The following is an 18,371-nucleotide window of genomic DNA, read 5'->3' as shown; positions in this document are numbered from 1 at the left end:
TTAACTAAGTGTTATTGTGAATAGGTTTTACTCTTCAACGAACGGTTCACCTTCTGTCATCCACTTTGCGGCTGGCTTGCCTTTTAAGTAATGGTCAAAGTACTGCATCATACGCACTGAAAAATCGACCTGATTAGGAAACTTTTTCAAATGATGTGGTTCACCTTCGTATTGTAAAAAGGTGGCGTCTTTACCCGCACGGCGCAGGGCTAAGTAATATTGCACGCCTTCGTGCCAAGGCACTGCGTCGTCTTTATCCCCAAACATAATTAAAATAGGGGTATTTACTTTATCGGCAAAAAACACTGGTGAGTTTTCGATGTATAGCTCGGGTGCTTCAAATAAATTTTTACCTATGCGGCTTTGCCCTGTTTCGTACTGAAATTGACGCGCAAGGCCCGACTTTAAACGTATGCCGCTGTATGCGCTGGTCATGTTTGATACCGGCGCACCCGATACAACCGCTTTAAACATATCTGTTTGGGTGATCATAAACGCACTTTGATAACCTGCCCATGAATGCCCTTGTAGGCCTATTTTATCTGGGTCGGCAATGCCTAGGTCTATAAGCTTTTGCGTGGCGTTGATCATGGTTTGCGTTGACGATTTACCTGGGTGGCCTATTTCAAAGCGAATATCAGGTAAAAAGATTGCATAACCATTTGAGGTAAACATAGGGAAGTTAGGACGATGATTTAGCTCCATTTTAGGAAAATCATACATGCGCTGGCTCATGTAGCGGTAAAAATACACAACAACGGGCACTTTATCGCCTTTTTTGTAACCTGCAGGTTTAATTAATACCCCTTGTAGGTCTTCGCCATCAAAGCCTTTGTAGCTAATTAGCTCAGGCTTTTCGCCCCAGGAAAAATCCGCCATTTGTGGGTTTAAGTTGGTGACTTTTTTAGGCGCTGTAAAGCTAAAGTCGCTTTGGTAGTAATCAGGAAACTGATGATAGGTTTGCTCGGTAAAGAGGTATTTATCGGCATGTTTTGCCTTTTTAACTACATCAATACGCTTTTTGCCACTCAGTACGTTAGTAACCGTTTGTGAGGCTAAATCAAGCTTGGCTACTTCACGTTGCTTTGATTGTAAGTTAATGGCTGATACAAGTAATGTATCGTTTTGAGCAAAGCCTACGTGGTTTTTATCAAGTTTAATAACGCGATATTGCGTATTGCTTGGTTTACCATTAGTTAAACGTTTAGCGCGTTGAGTGTTGACATCAAACGCCCAAATATCGTATTTGCTATAAACCAATACTTGGCTGCTGTTATTTAACCAACCGGCAAACCCATAACCAGGTTGCTGTGATGGGTAGTCGTGTTTGTCATCGGCAAACGTGGCATTAATAGCTTTGCTAAGGGCGGTAACTTTGTTGGTTTTTAAATCTTTAAGTTGTACTTGGCTTTGTGCAAAGTAGGCAGCGTAGCGCCCATTAGGCGCAAGGCTTGGTGTAAACGGTGAGTTTTTAATAATGGGAGTTTGCTCACCGGTATTAATGTTTATGCTGTAGTAGTCGGCAAAAAAGCCACCGTACATAATTTTTTCTAGGTGGGCTTGGTTAGAGTAGCCTAATACACTTTGGCTACGATTAGTGTTAAGCGCTAAATCGCTGACTTTTTCATTGCTTAGTTGTACTGCTTTTTGGCTTTTTAAATGAAAAACAGCGCTGTAATGGCGGTTTTTATTAACCTTGTTCCACTGTTGTTCTTCTCGTGGTTTTATTTGGGCATCGTTGTTGTGCCACACGTTTAGCGCTTTATGTTCACGAATCGTGTCAAAGTCATACAGTGATGCTTCGTCGGTGTACTCTTTTGCTTTTATTTTAGCGGCCAGCTTGGGGTGGTTTTCAAAATATAAGCGCTCGCCATTTTCAGACCAGCTAATCGATGCTGTTTTACCTATTACCCACTCTTTATTAGGGGAGTCGATGGTGCTAAGGGTGTTATTTTGCCAAAGCTTTAGAGAGTATTGTCTGCGACGCTCATCATCGTTTACGTAGTTACCGAGGTTAAATGCGGCTATTTCTTTATCAGGGTGCCAACTAATTGATTGTGCAACCACGCCTGGCTCATCAATTAATACGCTTTGCGCAAAGTTATTATTAAGCTCAAGCAGTACAAGCTGATTGTTGTTGCCATCGCTAAAGCTTTGGCTGGCAAGTAGCTGAGCGCCACTTGGGCTTAGCGCATAACTAAATACATTATTTAAGCTGTGGGTGGTGCTGTTTTTTAAGTTTATTATTACTAGCTCAAAGCTTTTATCTTTTTTATCTGGTGTAATTGCGCTTTTTTCTTCGCTGTTATCTTCAGCAGGTGTGTCTTTTTCTGCTTTTTTATCAACTCGATAAGCAAGCCACTGGCCATTGTTACCTAAAACATAGTCTTTAACGTCAGCAAATTGCTGTTTTTCGCCGGTTTGGGTATTGACTAAAATGAGGTTGTTTTTAAGTGATGACTTTTTCTCGCTGGTCTCTTGCTCAAGCAGGGTGGGTACTTGTGTAAATGCCACCCAATTAGCCGCTTTGTTAATAACGGGCTTGGTGCCGCGCTCCACGGTGCTAATAAGGGTGTTTGTTGTTAAGTCATAAACTTGCCCATTTGCATTGCCACGGTAAGGCTTAGCGCTAAAGCTGAGGATTTTACCATCATCTGAAAGTTGAGTGTTTTTTGCGTACTTAAAATCGAATACGTCTTTAAATTCTAACGGCTTTTGAGCCCAAGCAGCTGGGCTTGCTAAGCTTGCAAGCAGTGCTGAGCTTAAAAAGGTGAGCGTTGTTTTCATTATTGATTCTCGTTTTTCACAGTACTTTTAATGTAATAAGTATTGTAGCGAGTTTGGTTTATATTTCGAGCGGATCAGATAAGCGGTATAAGAAAAGGGATGAAAGGGTAAACGTTAGCGCGATTAACTAGCGCTAACGGTAAAATAATAAAGTAAGGTTATAACCAAATTTTTTGTAGTTCTGGCCATTGTTTTTCAAATTGCGAACTTGGTTTTACTTTAAAGTCGCTGCGCACAAACTGGTTCATTTTACCTTCAACATAAGCTAGTAAAAAGTTAGCAAGGGTGAGTTCGTCACTTTGAAAGGTTTTACCTTCACGAAGTTTTCGCTCGCGCAGTACTTGTTTAAATTGCGTTTCTAGCTTTTCGAACAGCCCTTGTACACGTTCGCGTAAACGCTCTTGCTCGCCTTGTAGGGCGTCGCCGGTAAGTATGCGTGTAATACCTGGGTTTTTTTCTGCAAACGTTAGTAGCAACAACAAAATATTATAAACGCGTGTTTGGCTTTCTTTTTCGTTTTCTAAAATAAGGTTAATGCGCGATAAAAGCGTGTCTTCGATAAACTCTATTAGGCCTTCAAACATACGTGCTTTACTTGGAAAGTGACGGTAAAGCGCAGCTTCAGACACACCCACTTCAGCAGCAAGCTTTGCAGTTGTAATCCGTTGTCCTGGGCTGGTTTCTAACATTTGCGCGAGGGCTTGCAGTATTTGCTCTTTGCGATTACTTCTTTTTGTCGCAGGCATGAACCTTCCTTTTTTATTTGTTATTTTTAGCTGCTAATCATTTTTTGTTCAAATGAGTGGCTTATGTTAATGTTTTATTCAGTTTGTTTCCAGCACTTTATAGTTGCTTGGCAAGTTGTTTAATTACCTCAAGAGCAATGCGTGTTTTACTATTTACCGCAAGTGCTAACTGCTCATTTTGCCAGTAAAGTGTTAAAGCATTGTGATCGGAATTAAACCCTAAACCACTTTGCGATACATCGTTAGCGCAGATCATATCGAGATTTTTATTTTTAAGTTTACCCTTTGCATAGCTCTCTACATTTTGCGTTTCAGCAGCAAAACCCACAGTGTAAGGGCGGTTTTGCGTTAAGTTTGCCACGGCGGCTATTACATCGGGGTTTTTAACAAGGGTGAGGGTAAGCTCATCGCCTTGTTTTTTCATTTTTTGAGTCGCTACATTCGCCGCTCTATAATCGGCTACGGCTGCACAGCCAATAAAAGCATCAGAGAGTGGGGCATAGGTTAATGACTCATTTAATAGCTGCTCAGCGCTTTCAATGTTTATTAAATTAACGCCAACAGGGGCTTTGATAGTGACAGGCCCTGAAATTAAATTGACATGAGCACCAAGCTTTAAAGCGGCCTCCGCCAGGGCAAAGCCCATTTTTCCAGAGCTGTGATTAGAGATAAAACGTACAGGGTCAAGTGGCTCGCGGGTTGGCCCAGCCGTAATTGTAATGGTTTTACCTGCTAATAATTGCGGCTGATCTGTAGCAGTGCACAAAGCCACAAGCTCATGCGGCTCTAGCATGCGCCCAGCTCCTACATCGCCACAGGCTTGCTCGCCTTTGCCTGGGCCCCAAATAAGTACGTCACGTGCTTTTAAAGTGGCTAAATTTGCTTGTGTTGCAGGGTGTGCATACATTTGCTGGTTCATTGCTGGGGCTATTGCCACTTTAGCAGGGGTTGCCAGTAATAGTGTGGTAAGTAAATCATCGGCTATGCCGGCGGCCATTTTGGCAATGGTATTACTCGTTGCAGGCGCGACTAAAATTAAATCAGCCCATTTGGCAAATTCTATGTGGCCCATTGCAGCCTCTGCTGAGGGGTCAAGTAATGAATCAGACACCATTTCACCACTCACCGCTTGCATGGTTAATGGGGTTATAAAATGTTTAGCTGACTCGCTCATAACTACTTTTACTTCGCAACCTGCCTCTTTTAAGCGCCTAACGAGCTCGGCACATTTATAGGCCGCAATGCCGCCGGTGATGCCAAGTACGATTTTTTTGTTTGTTAAGTTAGTCATGAGTGTTTTTTGCTTGAGTGTATATGCAGGCTAAAATAACAAATCTTTGTGCTTTGAGCTAAGTTTTTAGGATTAAATAATCAGGCTAATTTTAAAAATTGCATTACAGTTATAAGACTGTTTTTTAATCATCAAGGATGAATAATGCAATTAACATCGTTACCTAACTCACTTCGCCCACGCGAAAAACTCATTGCAAAAGGCCCTAAAGCATTGTCCGATGCTGAGTTATTAGCGATATTTTTGCGTACGGGCTTACCCGGTATGAATGTGATTGAGCTTGCACAGCACCTGCTTAACGAAAACAAAACATTGCATAATTTATTTAATGCCAGCCAAGATGAGTTTTGCGCACAAAAAGGGTTAGGGATGGCAAAATATGTGCAATTGCAAGCGGTGCTTGAGCTGAGTCAGCGTTACATGCAGGAGCGTTGCCAGCGCGATGCGGTGTTTAATTCACCAAATGCGGTATATGAATATTTAACGCTGCAAATGCGCGGGCTACAGCAAGAAGTGTTTATGGTGCTTTATCTTGATAGCCAAAACCGTTTAGTAAAAGACGAAATTTTGTTTTATGGCACGATAAACTCAGCCAGCGTTTACCCCAGAGAAGTTCTAAAAGCGGCCTTAAAAAATAATGCTGCGGCCATTATTTTGGCACACAATCACCCAAGCGGGATTGCCGAACCAAGCCAAGCAGACAAACTTATCACTAATAAATTACAACAAGCACTGCAATTAGTAGACATAAATGTGCTTGATCACATCATTGTAGGAGGAGAAACGTGTGTTTCTTTTGCACAGCGAGGCTTGATTTAAGGTTGCTTGATGAATAAGTGTGTTAAAAATGAGCGGTTTGGACGGTTTTAGCAAATTAGTTTAATTTAAATGCAGTTTTTACTTTCCCTAAGGGCATTCGATCTTTATAATTAGCCGCTATCAAATTTACATATGAGCTGGTTGGATAGATCAGTATTTGATCTTTGCCTGTAAAAGCTGTATAAAGAGCGCCCTTCGATTTATCTAGGGCACAAATACATGGCCTTAGGTTAAATTAAGCTCGAGCGAAGTTATTGGAGATATATAGACATGTCTAAAGTATGTCAAGTTACAGGTAAGCGTCCAACGGTTGGTAATCACCGTTCACACGCGAGAAACGCGACTAGACGTCGTTTCCTACCTAACCTACAAACACACCGTTTTTGGGTTGAAAGTGAAAAACGTTTTGTAACACTACGCACTACTACTAAAGGTATGCGTATTATCGATAAAAAAGGCATCGACGCGGTACTTACAGATATCCGTGCTCGCGGCGAAAAAGTTTAAGGAACTGAATCATGCGCGATAAAATCCGTTTAGTTTCAACTGCTGGTACTGGTTTTTTCTACACTACCGACAAAAACAAGCGTAACATGCCTGAAAAGATGGAAATCAAAAAGTTCGATCCTAAGGCTCGTAAACATGTGATTTTCAAAGAAGCTAAAATCAAGTAATTTAGTTTTCTTTCAGAATTGTAAAAACCCAGCTTATGCTGGGTTTTTTGTTTTTAGCACTTATCAATATTAAACAGCCCCTAAAATATTTTATTAAATCAACAGATATAATTTAGGCATAAAAAAACCTTGCAGGTAAAACCCACAAGGTCATTATTTTTACAGCTTACAGCTTACAGCTTGGCAAACACGTCTTGTAGTGGTGGCACTACTTGCTTTTTACGGCTTAGTACGCCATCTAGCCATACTTTATCTTCGCTCGGCTTTTCACCGTAAGCTTGCTCTACAAGGTTTGCATCATCTGAAGCGATCAGCATTTGTGAGCCTTCTTTCATGATGTCGGTAAGCAGTAAAAATACTGAGTGGCGGTTGCCTTCAATTTTTAGCTTAGCAATATCGGCTTCTAAGTCTGCTTTAATTTCGTCAAACACTGCAAGGTCAATAACCTCTAGCTGGCCAATGCCCACTAGGTGACCGTTCATGTTGAAGTCTTTGAAGTCACGCATTACTAAGTCACGCACAGGGGTGTCTTCAACAGCTGACTTAACACGGAACATGTCCATGCCTAGTTCTTTAAAGTCTTCAATGCCGGCAATTTCTGCTAGTGCTTCTACACATTTAATATCAGCCGTTGTACAGGTCGGCGATTTAAAAATAACGGTATCGCTTAAAATTGCACATAGCATGATGCCAGCAATATCTTTAGGGATTTCTACGTTGTAGAAGTCATACATCATTTTAATAATGGTGTTTGAACAGCCTACCGGACGGATCCAACACTCAAGCGGTGTAGATGACGTTAAATCGCCTAGTTTATGGTGATCGACTACGCCAACAACACGTGCTTGGTCGATATCATCTGGTGCTTGTGTTTTTTCTGTGTGGTCAACAATATATACATCTTCGCCAGCGTAGCTTAATTTAAGCTCAGGTGCTTCGAAGCCAAATTTATCTAGGATAAATTGAGTTTCTGGTGACACTTCACCAAGGCGTGTTGGAATTGCTGGCTCATCGATTTGGTTTTTTAAATAAGCAAGTGCAATTGCACCACAAATAGAATCTGAATCTGGGATTTTATGGCCCACTACATACATAGACATTGACGGAACTCCTTTAAATTTGCCGATATTCTACCAAAGTCTGTGGCCTTTAACATATAGACAGTGCAATTAAGTTTTAGTTACACTTTAAAATCTTGAATTTACTGGGTGTATAAATATGCGACTGGGCCGCAAAGGTTGGAACAACGTTATTATTTTTTCGATGTTGATTATGATCTTCTTTTTAAATGGCTGGCATAAGCAGTTTTTAGGGGGCGAAGACGAGCCTACATTACAACCGGTACTGCCATTGCAAAGTTTTGTGTTAACACTGAGCTTTGTTGATCAGAAAATTGAACGTATTGGTACAAGTTGGCGTACAACCGCATTAAAAGAAAATACGCCCGTGAGGTGGGATGCATCACAGCAGCAATTAGCTGAGCTAATTAACCATTGGCAAACGGCTGCGTTGATGCAGGTAAATGAGTCTGTTGTATTTAATCCAACCTCACCATTGTATGTGGCCACCTTTGAGTTGGCTGGTGAGCGCTTACCTTGGGTTTATTTACTGTACAAAGGTAACGGTAAGTATTATTTGTTGGAAAAAAATAGCCAGCGCGTGATGGGGCTTGATTTAGCGACTGCAAAGCAGTTATTTCCAAGTGTTGATTTTTCAAAAAGTGAGTTGCATTAATGCCTGAATTACCAGAGGTAGAAGTAAGTAGACTGGGGATCACCCCGCATGTAGAAAACCATGTGGTGACGAAGGTAAATATTTATAATGCCAGCATGCGATGGCCTGTGCCCGATGATGTTTATCAGTTAGAAGGGTTGAAGGTAGAGCGAATTGAGCGCCGTGCAAAGTATTTATTGCTGCACTGCGAATTAGGGAGTGCTATTTTACATTTGGGAATGTCGGGTAATTTGCGCGTTGTGGATAAACGCGAGCCGCTTAAAAAGCATGATCATGTTGAGTTTGTTCTTAGTAATGACAAGGCGCTGCGATTAAACGACCCTCGCCGGTTTGGTTGCTGTTTATGGCAAGCACCAGGGGATGTTCATAAGTTACTCTCAAAACTTGGCCCTGAGCCGCTTACGGATGATTTTTTTGCAAAGCGTGTATACGAGCAATCGCGAAATAAAAAAGTCCCCGTGAAGCAATTTATTATGGATAACGCGGTGGTGGTGGGCGTAGGTAATATTTATGCCAATGAGTCGTTATTTAAGGCGGGGATACACCCAAAACGCGAAGCAGGCAAAGTATCGTTAAAGCGATATCAAACCCTGATCCCTATTATTAAAGACACTCTAGCAGCGGCAATAACACAAGGCGGTACAACCCTTAAAGACTTTGCCCAAAGTGATGGCAAACCAGGTTATTTTGCACAGCAGTTGTTAGTGTACGGGCGAAAAGGAGAGGCGTGCGTAACGTGTAAAACGCCACTTGAAGAAATTAGACTAGGGCAGCGCAGTACGGTGTTTTGTAAGCACTGCCAAAAATAGCCGTGTTATAGCTCAAATGGCGCCACGCCGACGGCTTTCATTTTATAGCCCACTTGGGCTATTTCACCAGACCAGGTTTCGGTACTGATAACGCCGGTAACAACAATCGCATCATACAGGCTCTCTATGGGTACGCCGCCTTTTACTGTTACATGAACGATTTGATTTGGCGGCGGGGGCGGTACGTGAATACACGCGCCAAAGTATGGCACAAGCAAAAACTCAGTAATGACTTCACTGTCGCCCTCAAGTGGGACAACAAACCCCGGTAAGCTCACTGATTGGCCATTTAATGCTTCAACCACAGGAGCATCTAGCTCTGGTTGCACCCAGTTTTGTTCACTGCCTTCGTGGTTAGCCTGTGCTTGGGTATCTATTTGTACATGCCCTTGTGGGATTAAGTCTTCCCAAAAAATTTCTTTCGGCGGGTTTGCACTACTGACAAAGCTAATAAGTAGGCAGCTTACTAGCGTGCAGTAATAAAGCGCGGATTTAAAAAGTATCATGAAATTCCTAAAGTTAAGTTTTTATACTCATACCATCGCTAAGCGAATAAAAGTAAGCGCGGGTAGCTGGTATTAAGCCAATTATAAACCCAGCGGCCATAATAACGCCTATTAAAGTGAGTTCATAGTAAGAGAGCATGGCAATATTAACGCTTATGCCTGCATGGCTTTGCAAATAGCTGCTACTGATAAGCATAACGCCATAATACAAACCACAGCCAACTAGGCAGCCTAATAATGTTGTAAATAACGATTCCATGCTTATTAGTGTAAATAGCTGCCATGGCCGTGCGCCGACTGAGCGCAATATAGCAAGCTCTCTTCGGCGTTGATTTAAATTGGCCAGTAGCGTGGTCAACATACCCAATAAACTGACTAATATAACAACGCCTGAAAACAGTAAGAGTACTTTTTCGACAATGGCGAGCATTTGCCACAGCTCTTTTAGGGTCACTGTGGGCATAATGGCCAGAAGTGGCTCTTTTTTGTATTGGTTGATATTACGCCTAATTTGCAATGTGTATAAAGGCGAGTCGAAGCCCATTAAAAACGCAGTAATTTGACTTGGCTCACCGATTAGGTTGTTATTCTCATCGTGCTCATCGTGCTCATCGTGCTCATCGTGCTCATTGTGCTCATTGTGCTCATCATTCGCAGAGTGTGAACCACCATGTATTAAATCAATAGCTGCTAGAGGTATGTGTAAGGTTTTATCTACTGGCGTGCCAGTGGCGTTTAAAATACCGATAACAGTAAACGGGTTGTCTTTATGATGATGAAAGCTCGTATTACCCATGCCGTGTGAGATTACTATTTTATCACCTAGTGTATACCCTAAACGGCTCGCTACATCGCTGCCAAGTACCACTTGGTTTAAATGCTCAAACGCGTGTCCTTGTTGAAAACTTAACGTTTGTTTTTTACCAAAGCGATAGTGGGTAAAGTAATCGCGGCTTGTACCTAGTACAGCTTGGCCTTTGTGGCTGTCGCCTAAACTAATAGGAATGCTCCATTTAACACCACGTTGAGCTGCGATGTACTGATAACTTTGCCAGCTCACCCCGTTATTGGCGTAACCTATTCGAAATACAGAGGAAAGCAGTAATTGAATATCGCCAGTGCGGGCGCCTACAATTAGGTCTGTCCCAGATATGGTATTACTAAAACTGGTTTTTGCATCCATGCGAATTCGCTCAATACTTAGTAAAAGCATTACGCTAATAGCAATGGTAAACAATGTGAGCAGTACACTTGCTCGGCGATTTAGCAAACTTTTATAAGCTAACTTAGTCAGGATCATAACTTCTCCTGCAAGCTAACTAGGCTAATTGCACGATTAAATAGCAGTTTTAATGTTTCGTCATGGCTTACAAAAACTAACGTACTGTTGGCGCGCTTAGCCTGTTCGAATAACAGCTTTATAAAGCTTTCTCTATTTGCGGTATCGAGTGCCGAGGTAGGCTCATCAGCAATTATAAGCTCTGGGCTGCCAATAAATGCGCGAGCGGCGGCAACCCGCTGTTGCTGACCAACGCTGAGCGAGGCAACATCTTTACTATGGTAAGACTCACTTAAGCCTAATGCTGTTAATAAGCGTATCGCTTCTTTTTGTAAGCTTGGCTTGGGCTCTGTTGTTTGCTGTAAGGCTTTTTGTTTTCTGCTTTTTGAAAATTCACAGCCAAGCGTGACATTCTCAATGGGTGTTAAATACGGTAATAAATTAAAGTTTTGAAAAATATAGCCAATATTCTCCGCTCTAAATACATCTCTTTGCGTATTGCTAAGTGTGTTTAAATCACGATTTAAAATACGTATGTTGCCACTACTTGGTGTGTTTATACCTGCCAATAGCGCAAGCAGGGTTGATTTACCGACGCCGCTGGGACCATGTAAAAAAATATGCTCGCCTTTATCAATCCTAAGGGTTGGGATATTTAGCGTAGGCTTGGCATCATTTTTATGCCATTTAAAGGTTACATTATCAAGCTCAATCATACAGTGTGGTGTTACCAACCCCAAAAGTTGAATTCTTTACGCATTTTAAGATTTCTAAATAGGTTAAGCGGTTTAGGTTTTAGCTTTTCTTTTTTGTGCAAAAATTCATTTGCAGCATTAAGCACGCGTTGGCTAGATTTACCATCAGTATATGGGTGGAGCTCTAGGCAATAGTCTTCAATACTTTGCATTAATTTATTAGGTTTAGTTAACGCATGTTCTATTGCTGCTTCTACTTTATCGGCTTCAGTTACATCAAGTAAGTGAGGGAGTGGTTTTTGATTGCAAAACGTAACAACTGGCTTTCTAAGTAATAAAAACATCAATAATACCGAGGATGTATCACACAGCATTACATCTGCAGCTTTAAGCAAAGGGAGTACGTTGTCGGTTTCTATAAAGGTTAAGTTTTCATTATTTAATGCTTTATATTTCTCAACCCATTCTTGGGGCATTTTAGGATGAAACTGCATTAAAATACGCCACTTCCCTTGTAGGCTAAAATGCTTTATTTGCTCATATAATTTGGGAGCAAGTGATAATTTTTTTGAAAAAGTAGAGCAAATAAGCAGTGTTGGACGTGGGTCGTCGCTTTCGTATGGGTTAGTTTGTGTATCGGTAAATAGGGGGTCGAGCGTTGGCCAGCCGGTTTCTACTACTTTAAAAAAACCATGTTGTTGCGCCAACTCTTTAAATCGGGTGGTAGTATTGGGGCCCTGCGTACAATACAGGTCGTAGCAGCCTCGTATTGCAAAGTGGCCATGATTGCCCTCTGAGCTGCGCTTCTCAGAATTAAAACCATGAAAAACAGCAACTTTTTTACCAGGAATAAAACTTGGAACAATATTGCCTGGAATATAAGCTATATCAGGGTGCCAGCTTCTCACATCAGATATTGTATGCAAGCGCTGCTCATCATCATCTAAAAAGTCGGGGTTTACTTCATTACCTGCTAAAAACCACCGAACTTCTCCACCATGGGCTAAAATTTGCGCCTGAAGCGGCCTTAAAATAGCGTATGAATAATTTTGCGAAATATACATTAGGTATTTTTTATTTGCGGTCGCAGTTAGGTAGTCCAAGCGTTACTCCTCTAGTTAGCACGCTAAGTTTACCGCATTATTACAGCCATATAAATATTGCGTGGTTATTTAAACTGAGCTCTGGGTAATAAACCTATTTCTAGCAGCTATTTTCAGCGCTAACTGCGTTGAGTTTACTTGCAATAGGCCAGCTATTGACGCGTAAATTCGCCTTGCTTTCATTGAAAATCTTTGGCTAGAGAAAATAAATTTAAATATCAGCATATTACAACACGCCCTAGTAAGTCACTTAACCAGATTCAGGTTATTTAGTTTTCAGTGCTGATTGAGCTTTAGGGTAGGCTGATTTATTATATAGCGCTTATAACCCCATACCATACTTTGCTCTATGAGCATCCCTAACCCCGGAGATAGCATGACTAGCTATAAAGTTTTAGACGTAAACGATGACTTACCCATTCGCACTAAAGGTGGCGTACACAGCGGTAAAGTTCGTTCGGTTTATTGGCTAACAGATGAAGACAGCGCACGCCTCATTAAAGAAAAAAACTATAAAGTTCCGCAAGGAACTGAGCTGGCAATTATGGTTATTTCAGACCGTATTTCTGCTTTTGATTGTATTTGGCAAGGCGAAAATGGCTTAAACGGCGTGCCGGGAAAAGGTATTGCGCTTAACTCTGTTGCATCTCATTGGTTTAAGTTATTTGATAAAGCTGGCCTTGCGGGTAACCACATTGTTGATATTCCACATCCTTATGTATGGATTGTACGCAAAGCAAGTACCGTAAAAGTAGAAGCGATTGCGCGCCAATATATAACCGGCAGCATGTGGCGTGATTACAGTAAAGGGGTTCGCAACTTTTGTGGCATAGATTTACCTGAGGGCTTAAGAGCAAACCAAAAGCTTGAAAACGTACTAATAACACCTTCTACAAAAGGTATTATCGAAGGCGTGGCTGATATACCACCTGTTGATGATGTGAATATTACGCGCGCTAATATCACTGATAATTTAGACGTATTTAATTTTAAATCGGCAGAGGATGTGACTAAATACGAAAAGCTATTGGTTGAGGGCTTTAAGCTAATTAGTGAAGAGCTGGCAAAGCTTGATCAAATATTTGTAGATACAAAATTTGAGTTTGGTTATGTAGAGGATTTAGACGGAAACCAACAGCTTATTTATATTGATGAAGTAGGCACCCCAGATTCTTCGCGCATATGGGATGGCGCGGCTTACCGCGATGGTAAAATAATCGAAAACTCTAAAGAAGGGTTCCGCCAGTTATTAATTTCTACTGTGCCAGAAAGTGACGTGCTGTTAAATAAAGACCGCATGGATGAGCGTGAGCAGCTTGCTAAAGACTTTATTTTACCAGAATCGGTCATGCTTGAGGTGTCTAACACTTATGTAGGCATTGCCAGTAAAATCATTGGTAAAGAGATTGTAATTCCAGAAGATCCTCGCCAAGAAGTAATTAATATTTTAGATACTGATTACGACCTTATTGTAAAATAGTGCAACTAAAGTATTAAAATAAACAAAGCCCAGTCTTTATTTTTAGTTACTGGGCTATATTCCTTGCAATTAGTGCTGGTCTCTAATTAACTTAACCTAAGATTAACTTTTAGGTATTGATATGTTTAGGCAAGTGCAGCAAGTTTTTAATAAAAGAGGTTATTTACTCGCCGCTACTTTATTTTTTAGCCAAGGCGTACTGGGTGAAAATATTGATTTAGTAATTCAAGACCAGCATGGTCAGCCACTAAAAGACGCAATCGTTGAGCTTTATAAGGCGACAAAGTCAGAGCGCACTACATTACCCGTTGCGGTAATGGACCAAGTACATAAAGCGTTTTTACCTGATTTACTAGTGGTGCAAAAAGGCCAGCAGGTTAACTTTCCTAACAGCGATAATATTCGCCATCATGTTTACTCTTTTTCTCAGGCTAAGCCCTTTCAGCTAAAACTCTATTCAGGCCAACCTAAAGAGCCTGTAATTTTTGATCAACAAGGTGTTGTTGTACTAGGCTGTAATATTCATGACTCTATGGTTGGCTATATTTATGTAGCCAATAGTGAACACGTTTATAAAACGAATAATACGGGTAAGTTAACTTTAGACATAACGCCGTTACCGACTACGCTGAGTGTGTGGCATGCGCTACAAACTGCACCGTTGGAAAATAAAAAAATGATAACAATAAACAATAACAATGAGTTACTAATTAAGGTTAATACCTCCACCCCAGCACCGCGAAATACTTTTGGTAGTAAGTTTAAGGGCGGTAATGACTAACAGTTTAAAAAACCGCATTATTGCTTTATGTGTAGGCTTAGTGTTACTGACCACTATGGTGAGCATTGTTAGCTTTTGGTGGTCTACAAGTAAATTTCAAGAAGAAAAAGTAAATCAAGATATTAGCGTAGCGCAAAATGTATATAAGCAATATCTGAGCGCAAAAGAAAGCCTACTGCTTACTGCTGCTAAAGTACTCACTGCCGACTTTGGCTTTAAGCAAGCGGTTGCCACTCGCGATGCAGGCACTATAAGTAGTGTGTTGTTTAATCACAGCCAGCGTATTGATGCAGAGCTTATGCTACTGATTGATTTATCAGGTAAATTAATTTCAGCCAATACTAATGCAGATTTGTACCCTCAAAATTTAAAGCCGTTACTGGATGAGTTATTAACTTCGCCAGAGCAATCGAGCTTTGTTGTTCTTAATAATCAGTTATATCAAGTTATTTTACTACCTGTAAGGGCGCCTAGAACGGTCGCATACAGCTTAGTGGGTTTTAAAATTGATGACGAAGTCGCCCTAGAACTTAAAAACCTAACAGGAATGGATGTCAGCTTTATTGCTGAGCAGGACAACCTCGTAAGAAGCTCGTTGCTTAATCGCCCAGAGTTTTTTTCACCTAAAAACTACTTTAACACCACCACAACAACGCGTTTGTTTGGTGATTATCCTGTATATAAAAACCAAGATATTATGTTGCCCTCCCTACAAGGGGATGCGGTAACAATTTTGCTCAGTGCTGATTTAACGCAAAGCTATAACGATTTTGAAAACTTATTGTTTACGCTAATTATTATGGCCATTTTAACGATGCTGGTGGGGGTTATTACCAGTAGTTTACTGGCAAATAACTTAACAACCCCACTCTCACAGCTTGCAGTTATTGCCAGGCAATTTGCACAAGGTAATTACGCATTTGAATTTAATGCATCTAAACAAAGTACCGAAATAGCAACCCTTGCTAACGCCTTTGATAACATGGGTAACGATATTAACGAGCGTGAACAAAAAATTAGTTTTCAGGCACGCCATGATTCGCTTACAGGCTTTTATAACCGCTCGGCTATGCTTGAAGTGCTCGATGATGAGCTGACTCCCTCTACACAATACACCCTAGTTGCTATTGATATAAAAGGTTTACGGCATATAAACGATAAGCTAGGCCCACGCGTAGGCGATGAATGTTTAAAAGCGGTTGCCAATCGAATTAGTGGCTTTTCGGACGAACTTGGCGGCTTTCATGCGCGTATTGGTGGCGATGAGTTTTTAACTGTGTTTCCAAGCGCCGCTGCCAGAGAGAAAAAAAGCGGTATAGTTGGTTTAATGGCACAGCTATTAGCGTGTTATACCATTAAAACGTTAAAAATTAACTTACGCTTTAGCGCTGGGGTTGTCGAGTATCCTATGCAAGGCCTTGCCAGCGATGATTTAATGCGACGCGTACTTATTGCCGTAGACAATGCAACAGATAGCCAAGACAGTATTCATTATTACCAAAATGGTGAAGACGAAGCGCATTTAGATCGTCTTAAAATGTTAGATGAGCTTAAACAAGCCATTAGCGATGATGATGGGCAATTATTTATGACCTATCAGCCTAAACTGCATTTACACACACAAAAAATAAATAAAGTCGAATCACTGATCCGCTGGCAACGTAAAGATGGCAGCTGGGTAAACCCAGAGTTGTTTATTGATTTAGCCGAGCAATCGGGGCTTATTGTTGAGCTTACATCATGGGTTGTTAACACTGTGGTTTCTCAGGTGGCTGATTGGCAGGCTAAAGGGATTGAAATGCAGGCAGCAATTAATGTATCAGCACAAGATATTGCCTCACCGAGTTTTCATTCAGCGTTAGTGCGTACTCTAAAAAAATACAATGTTGATCCAACCCTCATTACTGTTGAATTAACTGAGCGCGACATGATTGAAAATGAAGAAAAAGGCATAAAAGCATTACAAAACTTAAAAGCCATCGGTGTAAAAATTTCATTGGATGATTATGGCGTAGGGCAAACATCACTGGGGAGATTAAAAATGCTGCCTATTGATGAGCTAAAGTTAGATAAGTGCTTTATTTTAAAGTTAGATGAGTCGCGCAAGGATCAACACATTGTGCAGTCGTCTATTACCTTAGGGCATCAACTAGGCTTTAGCGTTGTTGCAGAGGGCGTTGAAAACAGAGATTCTTTAGACTTACTTAAACTTATGCATTGTGACCATGCTCAGGGTTACTACCTAAGTAGGCCTTTAAAAGCAGAATTATTAGAACAGTGGCTAAAGGAATATTATGAAAAAAGTTAAGTGTTTATTACTTGGGTTATTACTTAGCTCGAGCTTTTCTGGTTTAGCAAGCGATGGTAAATTATTAGCGACCCCCGGGGTTTCGCAAATAGAAGGCAGTGGGGGCGGCGGTATTGTGCCTTGGGCACAACTTGCAGGTTACGCCAGCGAAGACGAGTTCTCTGTGAATGGCTTTTGTAGCCGTGCAGATGTAACAGACTACACTTTAGATGTATGTGGAGCACAAGTTAACCTATTTAATCGTGTGGAACTTAGCTACGCTCAACAACGTTTTGACGTGGCTGCACTTGATACCGAAATAGAGCAATCTATCACGGGCGCTAAAATTCGTTTATACGGCGACATAGTTTACAGTGACTGGCCGCAATTGAGTGTGGGTATACAGCATAAATCCCTTGATGATGGCGCTGTTGCGACCCTAGTAGGTGCACAAGATACTAGTGGCACTGATTACTACCTCGCAGCTAGTAAACTCCACTTAGGCGCTGTAGGGGGGCTTAACTGGTTTTGGAACGTCACAACTCGCTACAGTGAGGCTAATCAACTCGGTTTGCTTGGTTATGGTGGGGCAAATGATGATGCAAAAATTTTATTTGAAGGCAGCACCGCTGTGTTTTTGAGCCGAAGTGTTGCCGTAGGTATAGAGTATAGGCAAAAGTCTAATAACCTTAATTTGGGTGAACAAGACTGGAAAGATTTATTTGTTGCTTGGATGCCAAATAAACACGTGAGTGTCACCGCTGCATACTTAGATTTAGGTAGCATTGCAGGTGCGAGCGATCAAACAGGGTGGTACTTATCGGTAACAGGGTATTGGTAATGAAAAACGTTGTCATTTTATGGTTGTGTTTAAGTGCCTTGGTCGGGTGTGCAAGCTCAACAAATTTATCGCTTTATCAACAGCTTGATGGCCGTGCGGGGCTTACGCGTATTGTAGACAGTTTTATTTACCAAATAGGTAATGATGAACAAGTACTGCATTATTTTGAACACAGCGACATAAGCCACTTTAGAGAAGGCTTTATTATGCATATGTGTATGCTAGTTGATGGCCCATGCAAGTACAAAGGTGACTCTATGGTAGATATTCATACTGGGATGCACATAACTGAGAAAGATTTTAACCATGTGGTGGACTTACTTGTAAATGCGATGGAAGAGCAAAATATTAGCCATAGCATACAAAATGAGATCCTATCTAGGATGGCACCGCTGCGTAGTAAAATAATAAGTATTTAGGTAACATCTGTAAATTATTTACTCGTAGCAGTGAACCTTACTTTTGTAATAGTGTCCACTTAGTATTATTTCCTATAAACAATAATTGGCGCGCACAGCTTGTATGTCTTACCTATTTAT

The 18,371-nt window shown here is 41.1% G+C and carries 18 protein-coding genes; 10 read left to right on the top strand and 8 right to left on the bottom strand.

Going from position 1 to position 18,371, the window contains the following annotated elements:
* Positions 1-27 precede the first annotated feature (27 nt).
* From PSH50_RS06940 to coaBC, 3 genes are all read right to left on the bottom strand, one after another.
* Positions 28-2,787, bottom strand: coding sequence for a prolyl oligopeptidase family serine peptidase (locus tag PSH50_RS06940; protein WP_273609432.1), 2,760 nt, complete (start codon positions 2,785-2,787; stop codon positions 28-30).
* A gap of 158 nt (positions 2,788-2,945) precedes the next feature.
* Positions 2,946-3,533: a nucleoid occlusion factor SlmA gene (gene slmA, locus PSH50_RS06935; RefSeq protein WP_004587943.1), complete on the bottom strand. Its 588-nt coding sequence runs from the start codon at positions 3,531-3,533 to the stop codon at positions 2,946-2,948.
* A gap of 97 nt (positions 3,534-3,630) precedes the next feature.
* Positions 3,631-4,824, bottom strand: a complete 1,194-nt coding sequence (gene coaBC, locus PSH50_RS06930; protein ID WP_121637993.1) for a bifunctional phosphopantothenoylcysteine decarboxylase/phosphopantothenate--cysteine ligase CoaBC — start codon at positions 4,822-4,824, stop codon at positions 3,631-3,633.
* 144 nt (positions 4,825-4,968) lie between these two features.
* Here coaBC and radC point away from each other — a divergent pair, with 144 nt between their 5' ends.
* The 3 genes from radC to rpmG all read left to right on the top strand — a co-directional run bounded on the left by radC (position 4,969) and on the right by rpmG (position 6,317).
* Positions 4,969-5,643, top strand: coding sequence for a DNA repair protein RadC (gene radC / locus PSH50_RS06925; RefSeq protein WP_004587945.1), 675 nt, complete (start codon positions 4,969-4,971; stop codon positions 5,641-5,643).
* Between the two features lie 270 nt (positions 5,644-5,913).
* Positions 5,914-6,150, top strand: coding sequence for a 50S ribosomal protein L28 (gene rpmB / locus PSH50_RS06920; protein ID WP_004587946.1), 237 nt, complete (start codon positions 5,914-5,916; stop codon positions 6,148-6,150).
* Between the two features lie 11 nt (positions 6,151-6,161).
* A complete protein-coding gene (gene rpmG, locus PSH50_RS06915; RefSeq protein WP_004587947.1) occupies positions 6,162-6,317 on the top strand; it encodes a 50S ribosomal protein L33 in 156 nt (51 codons plus the stop codon).
* 173 nt (positions 6,318-6,490) lie between these two features.
* Here rpmG and PSH50_RS06910 read toward each other — a convergent pair whose 3' ends face one another.
* On the bottom strand, positions 6,491-7,417 hold the full coding sequence (locus PSH50_RS06910; RefSeq protein WP_004589063.1) for a manganese-dependent inorganic pyrophosphatase: 927 nt from the start codon (positions 7,415-7,417) through the stop codon (positions 6,491-6,493).
* A 118-nt stretch (positions 7,418-7,535) separates the two neighbouring features.
* On the opposite strand from PSH50_RS06910, the gene PSH50_RS06905 reads away from it, so the two are divergent.
* Both PSH50_RS06905 and mutM read left to right on the top strand, forming a co-directional pair.
* Positions 7,536-8,051 carry a hypothetical protein gene (locus PSH50_RS06905; protein ID WP_273587146.1) on the top strand — a complete coding sequence of 172 codons (516 nt, stop codon included), beginning with the start codon at positions 7,536-7,538 and terminating at the stop codon, positions 8,049-8,051.
* Positions 8,051-8,860 carry a bifunctional DNA-formamidopyrimidine glycosylase/DNA-(apurinic or apyrimidinic site) lyase gene (gene mutM / locus PSH50_RS06900; RefSeq protein ID WP_273587147.1) on the top strand — a complete coding sequence of 270 codons (810 nt, stop codon included), beginning with the start codon at positions 8,051-8,053 and terminating at the stop codon, positions 8,858-8,860. Before PSH50_RS06905 ends, mutM begins: the two co-directional genes overlap by 1 nt.
* A 5-nt stretch (positions 8,861-8,865) precedes the next feature.
* Here mutM and PSH50_RS06895 read toward each other — a convergent pair whose 3' ends face one another.
* The 4 genes from PSH50_RS06895 to PSH50_RS06880 are packed head-to-tail and all read right to left on the bottom strand — an operon-like array spanning position 8,866 to position 12,443.
* Positions 8,866-9,366 (bottom strand): DUF3299 domain-containing protein, encoded by a 501-nt coding sequence (locus PSH50_RS06895; protein WP_004589066.1) that lies wholly within the window; start codon positions 9,364-9,366, stop codon positions 8,866-8,868.
* A 13-nt stretch (positions 9,367-9,379) separates the two neighbouring features.
* Complete coding sequence (locus PSH50_RS06890) at positions 9,380-10,666, bottom strand: ABC transporter permease (RefSeq protein WP_273609431.1); 1,287 nt, start codon at positions 10,664-10,666, stop codon at positions 9,380-9,382.
* A complete protein-coding gene (locus PSH50_RS06885; protein ID WP_273587149.1) occupies positions 10,663-11,361 on the bottom strand; it encodes an ABC transporter ATP-binding protein in 699 nt (232 codons plus the stop codon). The genes PSH50_RS06890 and PSH50_RS06885 overlap by 4 nt, the downstream gene beginning before the upstream one ends.
* Positions 11,362-11,372: 11 nt before the next feature.
* Positions 11,373-12,443, bottom strand: a complete 1,071-nt coding sequence (locus PSH50_RS06880; protein ID WP_273587150.1) for a CDP-glycerol glycerophosphotransferase family protein — start codon at positions 12,441-12,443, stop codon at positions 11,373-11,375.
* Positions 12,444-12,819: 376 nt separating this feature from the next.
* Here PSH50_RS06880 and PSH50_RS06875 point away from each other — a divergent pair, with 376 nt between their 5' ends.
* The 5 genes from PSH50_RS06875 to PSH50_RS06855 all read left to right on the top strand — a co-directional run bounded on the left by PSH50_RS06875 (position 12,820) and on the right by PSH50_RS06855 (position 18,251).
* Positions 12,820-13,923 carry a phosphoribosylaminoimidazolesuccinocarboxamide synthase gene (locus PSH50_RS06875; protein ID WP_024033340.1) on the top strand — a complete coding sequence of 368 codons (1,104 nt, stop codon included), beginning with the start codon at positions 12,820-12,822 and terminating at the stop codon, positions 13,921-13,923.
* 121 nt (positions 13,924-14,044) lie between these two features.
* On the top strand, positions 14,045-14,704 hold the full coding sequence (locus PSH50_RS06870; protein WP_096041160.1) for a methylamine utilization protein: 660 nt from the start codon (positions 14,045-14,047) through the stop codon (positions 14,702-14,704).
* Positions 14,697-17,012 carry an EAL domain-containing protein gene (locus tag PSH50_RS06865; protein ID WP_273587151.1) on the top strand — a complete coding sequence of 772 codons (2,316 nt, stop codon included), beginning with the start codon at positions 14,697-14,699 and terminating at the stop codon, positions 17,010-17,012. The genes PSH50_RS06870 and PSH50_RS06865 overlap by 8 nt, the downstream gene beginning before the upstream one ends.
* Complete coding sequence (locus tag PSH50_RS06860; RefSeq protein ID WP_273587152.1) at positions 16,999-17,832, top strand: DUF3034 family protein; 834 nt, start codon at positions 16,999-17,001, stop codon at positions 17,830-17,832. Before PSH50_RS06865 ends, PSH50_RS06860 begins: the two co-directional genes overlap by 14 nt.
* Complete coding sequence (locus PSH50_RS06855; RefSeq protein ID WP_273587153.1) at positions 17,832-18,251, top strand: group 1 truncated hemoglobin; 420 nt, start codon at positions 17,832-17,834, stop codon at positions 18,249-18,251. The genes PSH50_RS06860 and PSH50_RS06855 overlap by 1 nt, the downstream gene beginning before the upstream one ends.
* The last annotated feature ends 120 nt before the right edge of the window (positions 18,252-18,371 follow it).

It is taken from the genome of Pseudoalteromonas sp. Angola-7, from assembly GCF_028599255.1.
Classification (GTDB): Bacteria; Pseudomonadota; Gammaproteobacteria; order Enterobacterales; family Alteromonadaceae; genus Pseudoalteromonas; species Pseudoalteromonas atlantica.
The sequence above is the reverse complement of the archived record's forward strand: the minus strand, read 5'-3'. Positions and strand labels throughout refer to the sequence as shown.

Excerpts from the sequence above, each read along its gene's own strand:
- slmA (WP_004587943.1), bottom strand. The coding sequence starts at position 3,533 with ATGCCTGCGACAAAAAGAAGTAATCGCAAAGAGCAAATACTGCAAGCC.
- PSH50_RS06905 (WP_273587146.1), top strand. The coding sequence starts at position 7,536 with ATGCGACTGGGCCGCAAAGGTTGGAACAACGTTATTATTTTTTCGATG.
- PSH50_RS06870 (WP_096041160.1), top strand. The coding sequence starts at position 14,045 with ATGTTTAGGCAAGTGCAGCAAGTTTTTAATAAAAGAGGTTATTTACTC.
- rpmG (WP_004587947.1), top strand. The coding sequence starts at position 6,162 with ATGCGCGATAAAATCCGTTTAGTTTCAACTGCTGGTACTGGTTTTTTC.
- PSH50_RS06890 (WP_273609431.1), bottom strand. The coding sequence starts at position 10,666 with ATGATCCTGACTAAGTTAGCTTATAAAAGTTTGCTAAATCGCCGAGCA.
- PSH50_RS06875 (WP_024033340.1), top strand. The coding sequence starts at position 12,820 with ATGACTAGCTATAAAGTTTTAGACGTAAACGATGACTTACCCATTCGC.
- PSH50_RS06865 (WP_273587151.1), top strand. The coding sequence starts at position 14,697 with ATGACTAACAGTTTAAAAAACCGCATTATTGCTTTATGTGTAGGCTTA.
- coaBC (WP_121637993.1), bottom strand. The coding sequence starts at position 4,824 with ATGACTAACTTAACAAACAAAAAAATCGTACTTGGCATCACCGGCGGC.
- radC (WP_004587945.1), top strand. The coding sequence starts at position 4,969 with ATGCAATTAACATCGTTACCTAACTCACTTCGCCCACGCGAAAAACTC.
- PSH50_RS06855 (WP_273587153.1), top strand. The coding sequence starts at position 17,832 with ATGAAAAACGTTGTCATTTTATGGTTGTGTTTAAGTGCCTTGGTCGGG.
- PSH50_RS06895 (WP_004589066.1), bottom strand. The coding sequence starts at position 9,366 with ATGATACTTTTTAAATCCGCGCTTTATTACTGCACGCTAGTAAGCTGC.
- PSH50_RS06910 (WP_004589063.1), bottom strand. The coding sequence starts at position 7,417 with ATGTCTATGTATGTAGTGGGCCATAAAATCCCAGATTCAGATTCTATT.
- mutM (WP_273587147.1), top strand. The coding sequence starts at position 8,051 with ATGCCTGAATTACCAGAGGTAGAAGTAAGTAGACTGGGGATCACCCCG.
- rpmB (WP_004587946.1), top strand. The coding sequence starts at position 5,914 with ATGTCTAAAGTATGTCAAGTTACAGGTAAGCGTCCAACGGTTGGTAAT.
- PSH50_RS06860 (WP_273587152.1), top strand. The coding sequence starts at position 16,999 with ATGAAAAAAGTTAAGTGTTTATTACTTGGGTTATTACTTAGCTCGAGC.
- PSH50_RS06940 (WP_273609432.1), bottom strand. The coding sequence starts at position 2,787 with ATGAAAACAACGCTCACCTTTTTAAGCTCAGCACTGCTTGCAAGCTTA.
- PSH50_RS06885 (WP_273587149.1), bottom strand. The coding sequence starts at position 11,361 with ATGATTGAGCTTGATAATGTAACCTTTAAATGGCATAAAAATGATGCC.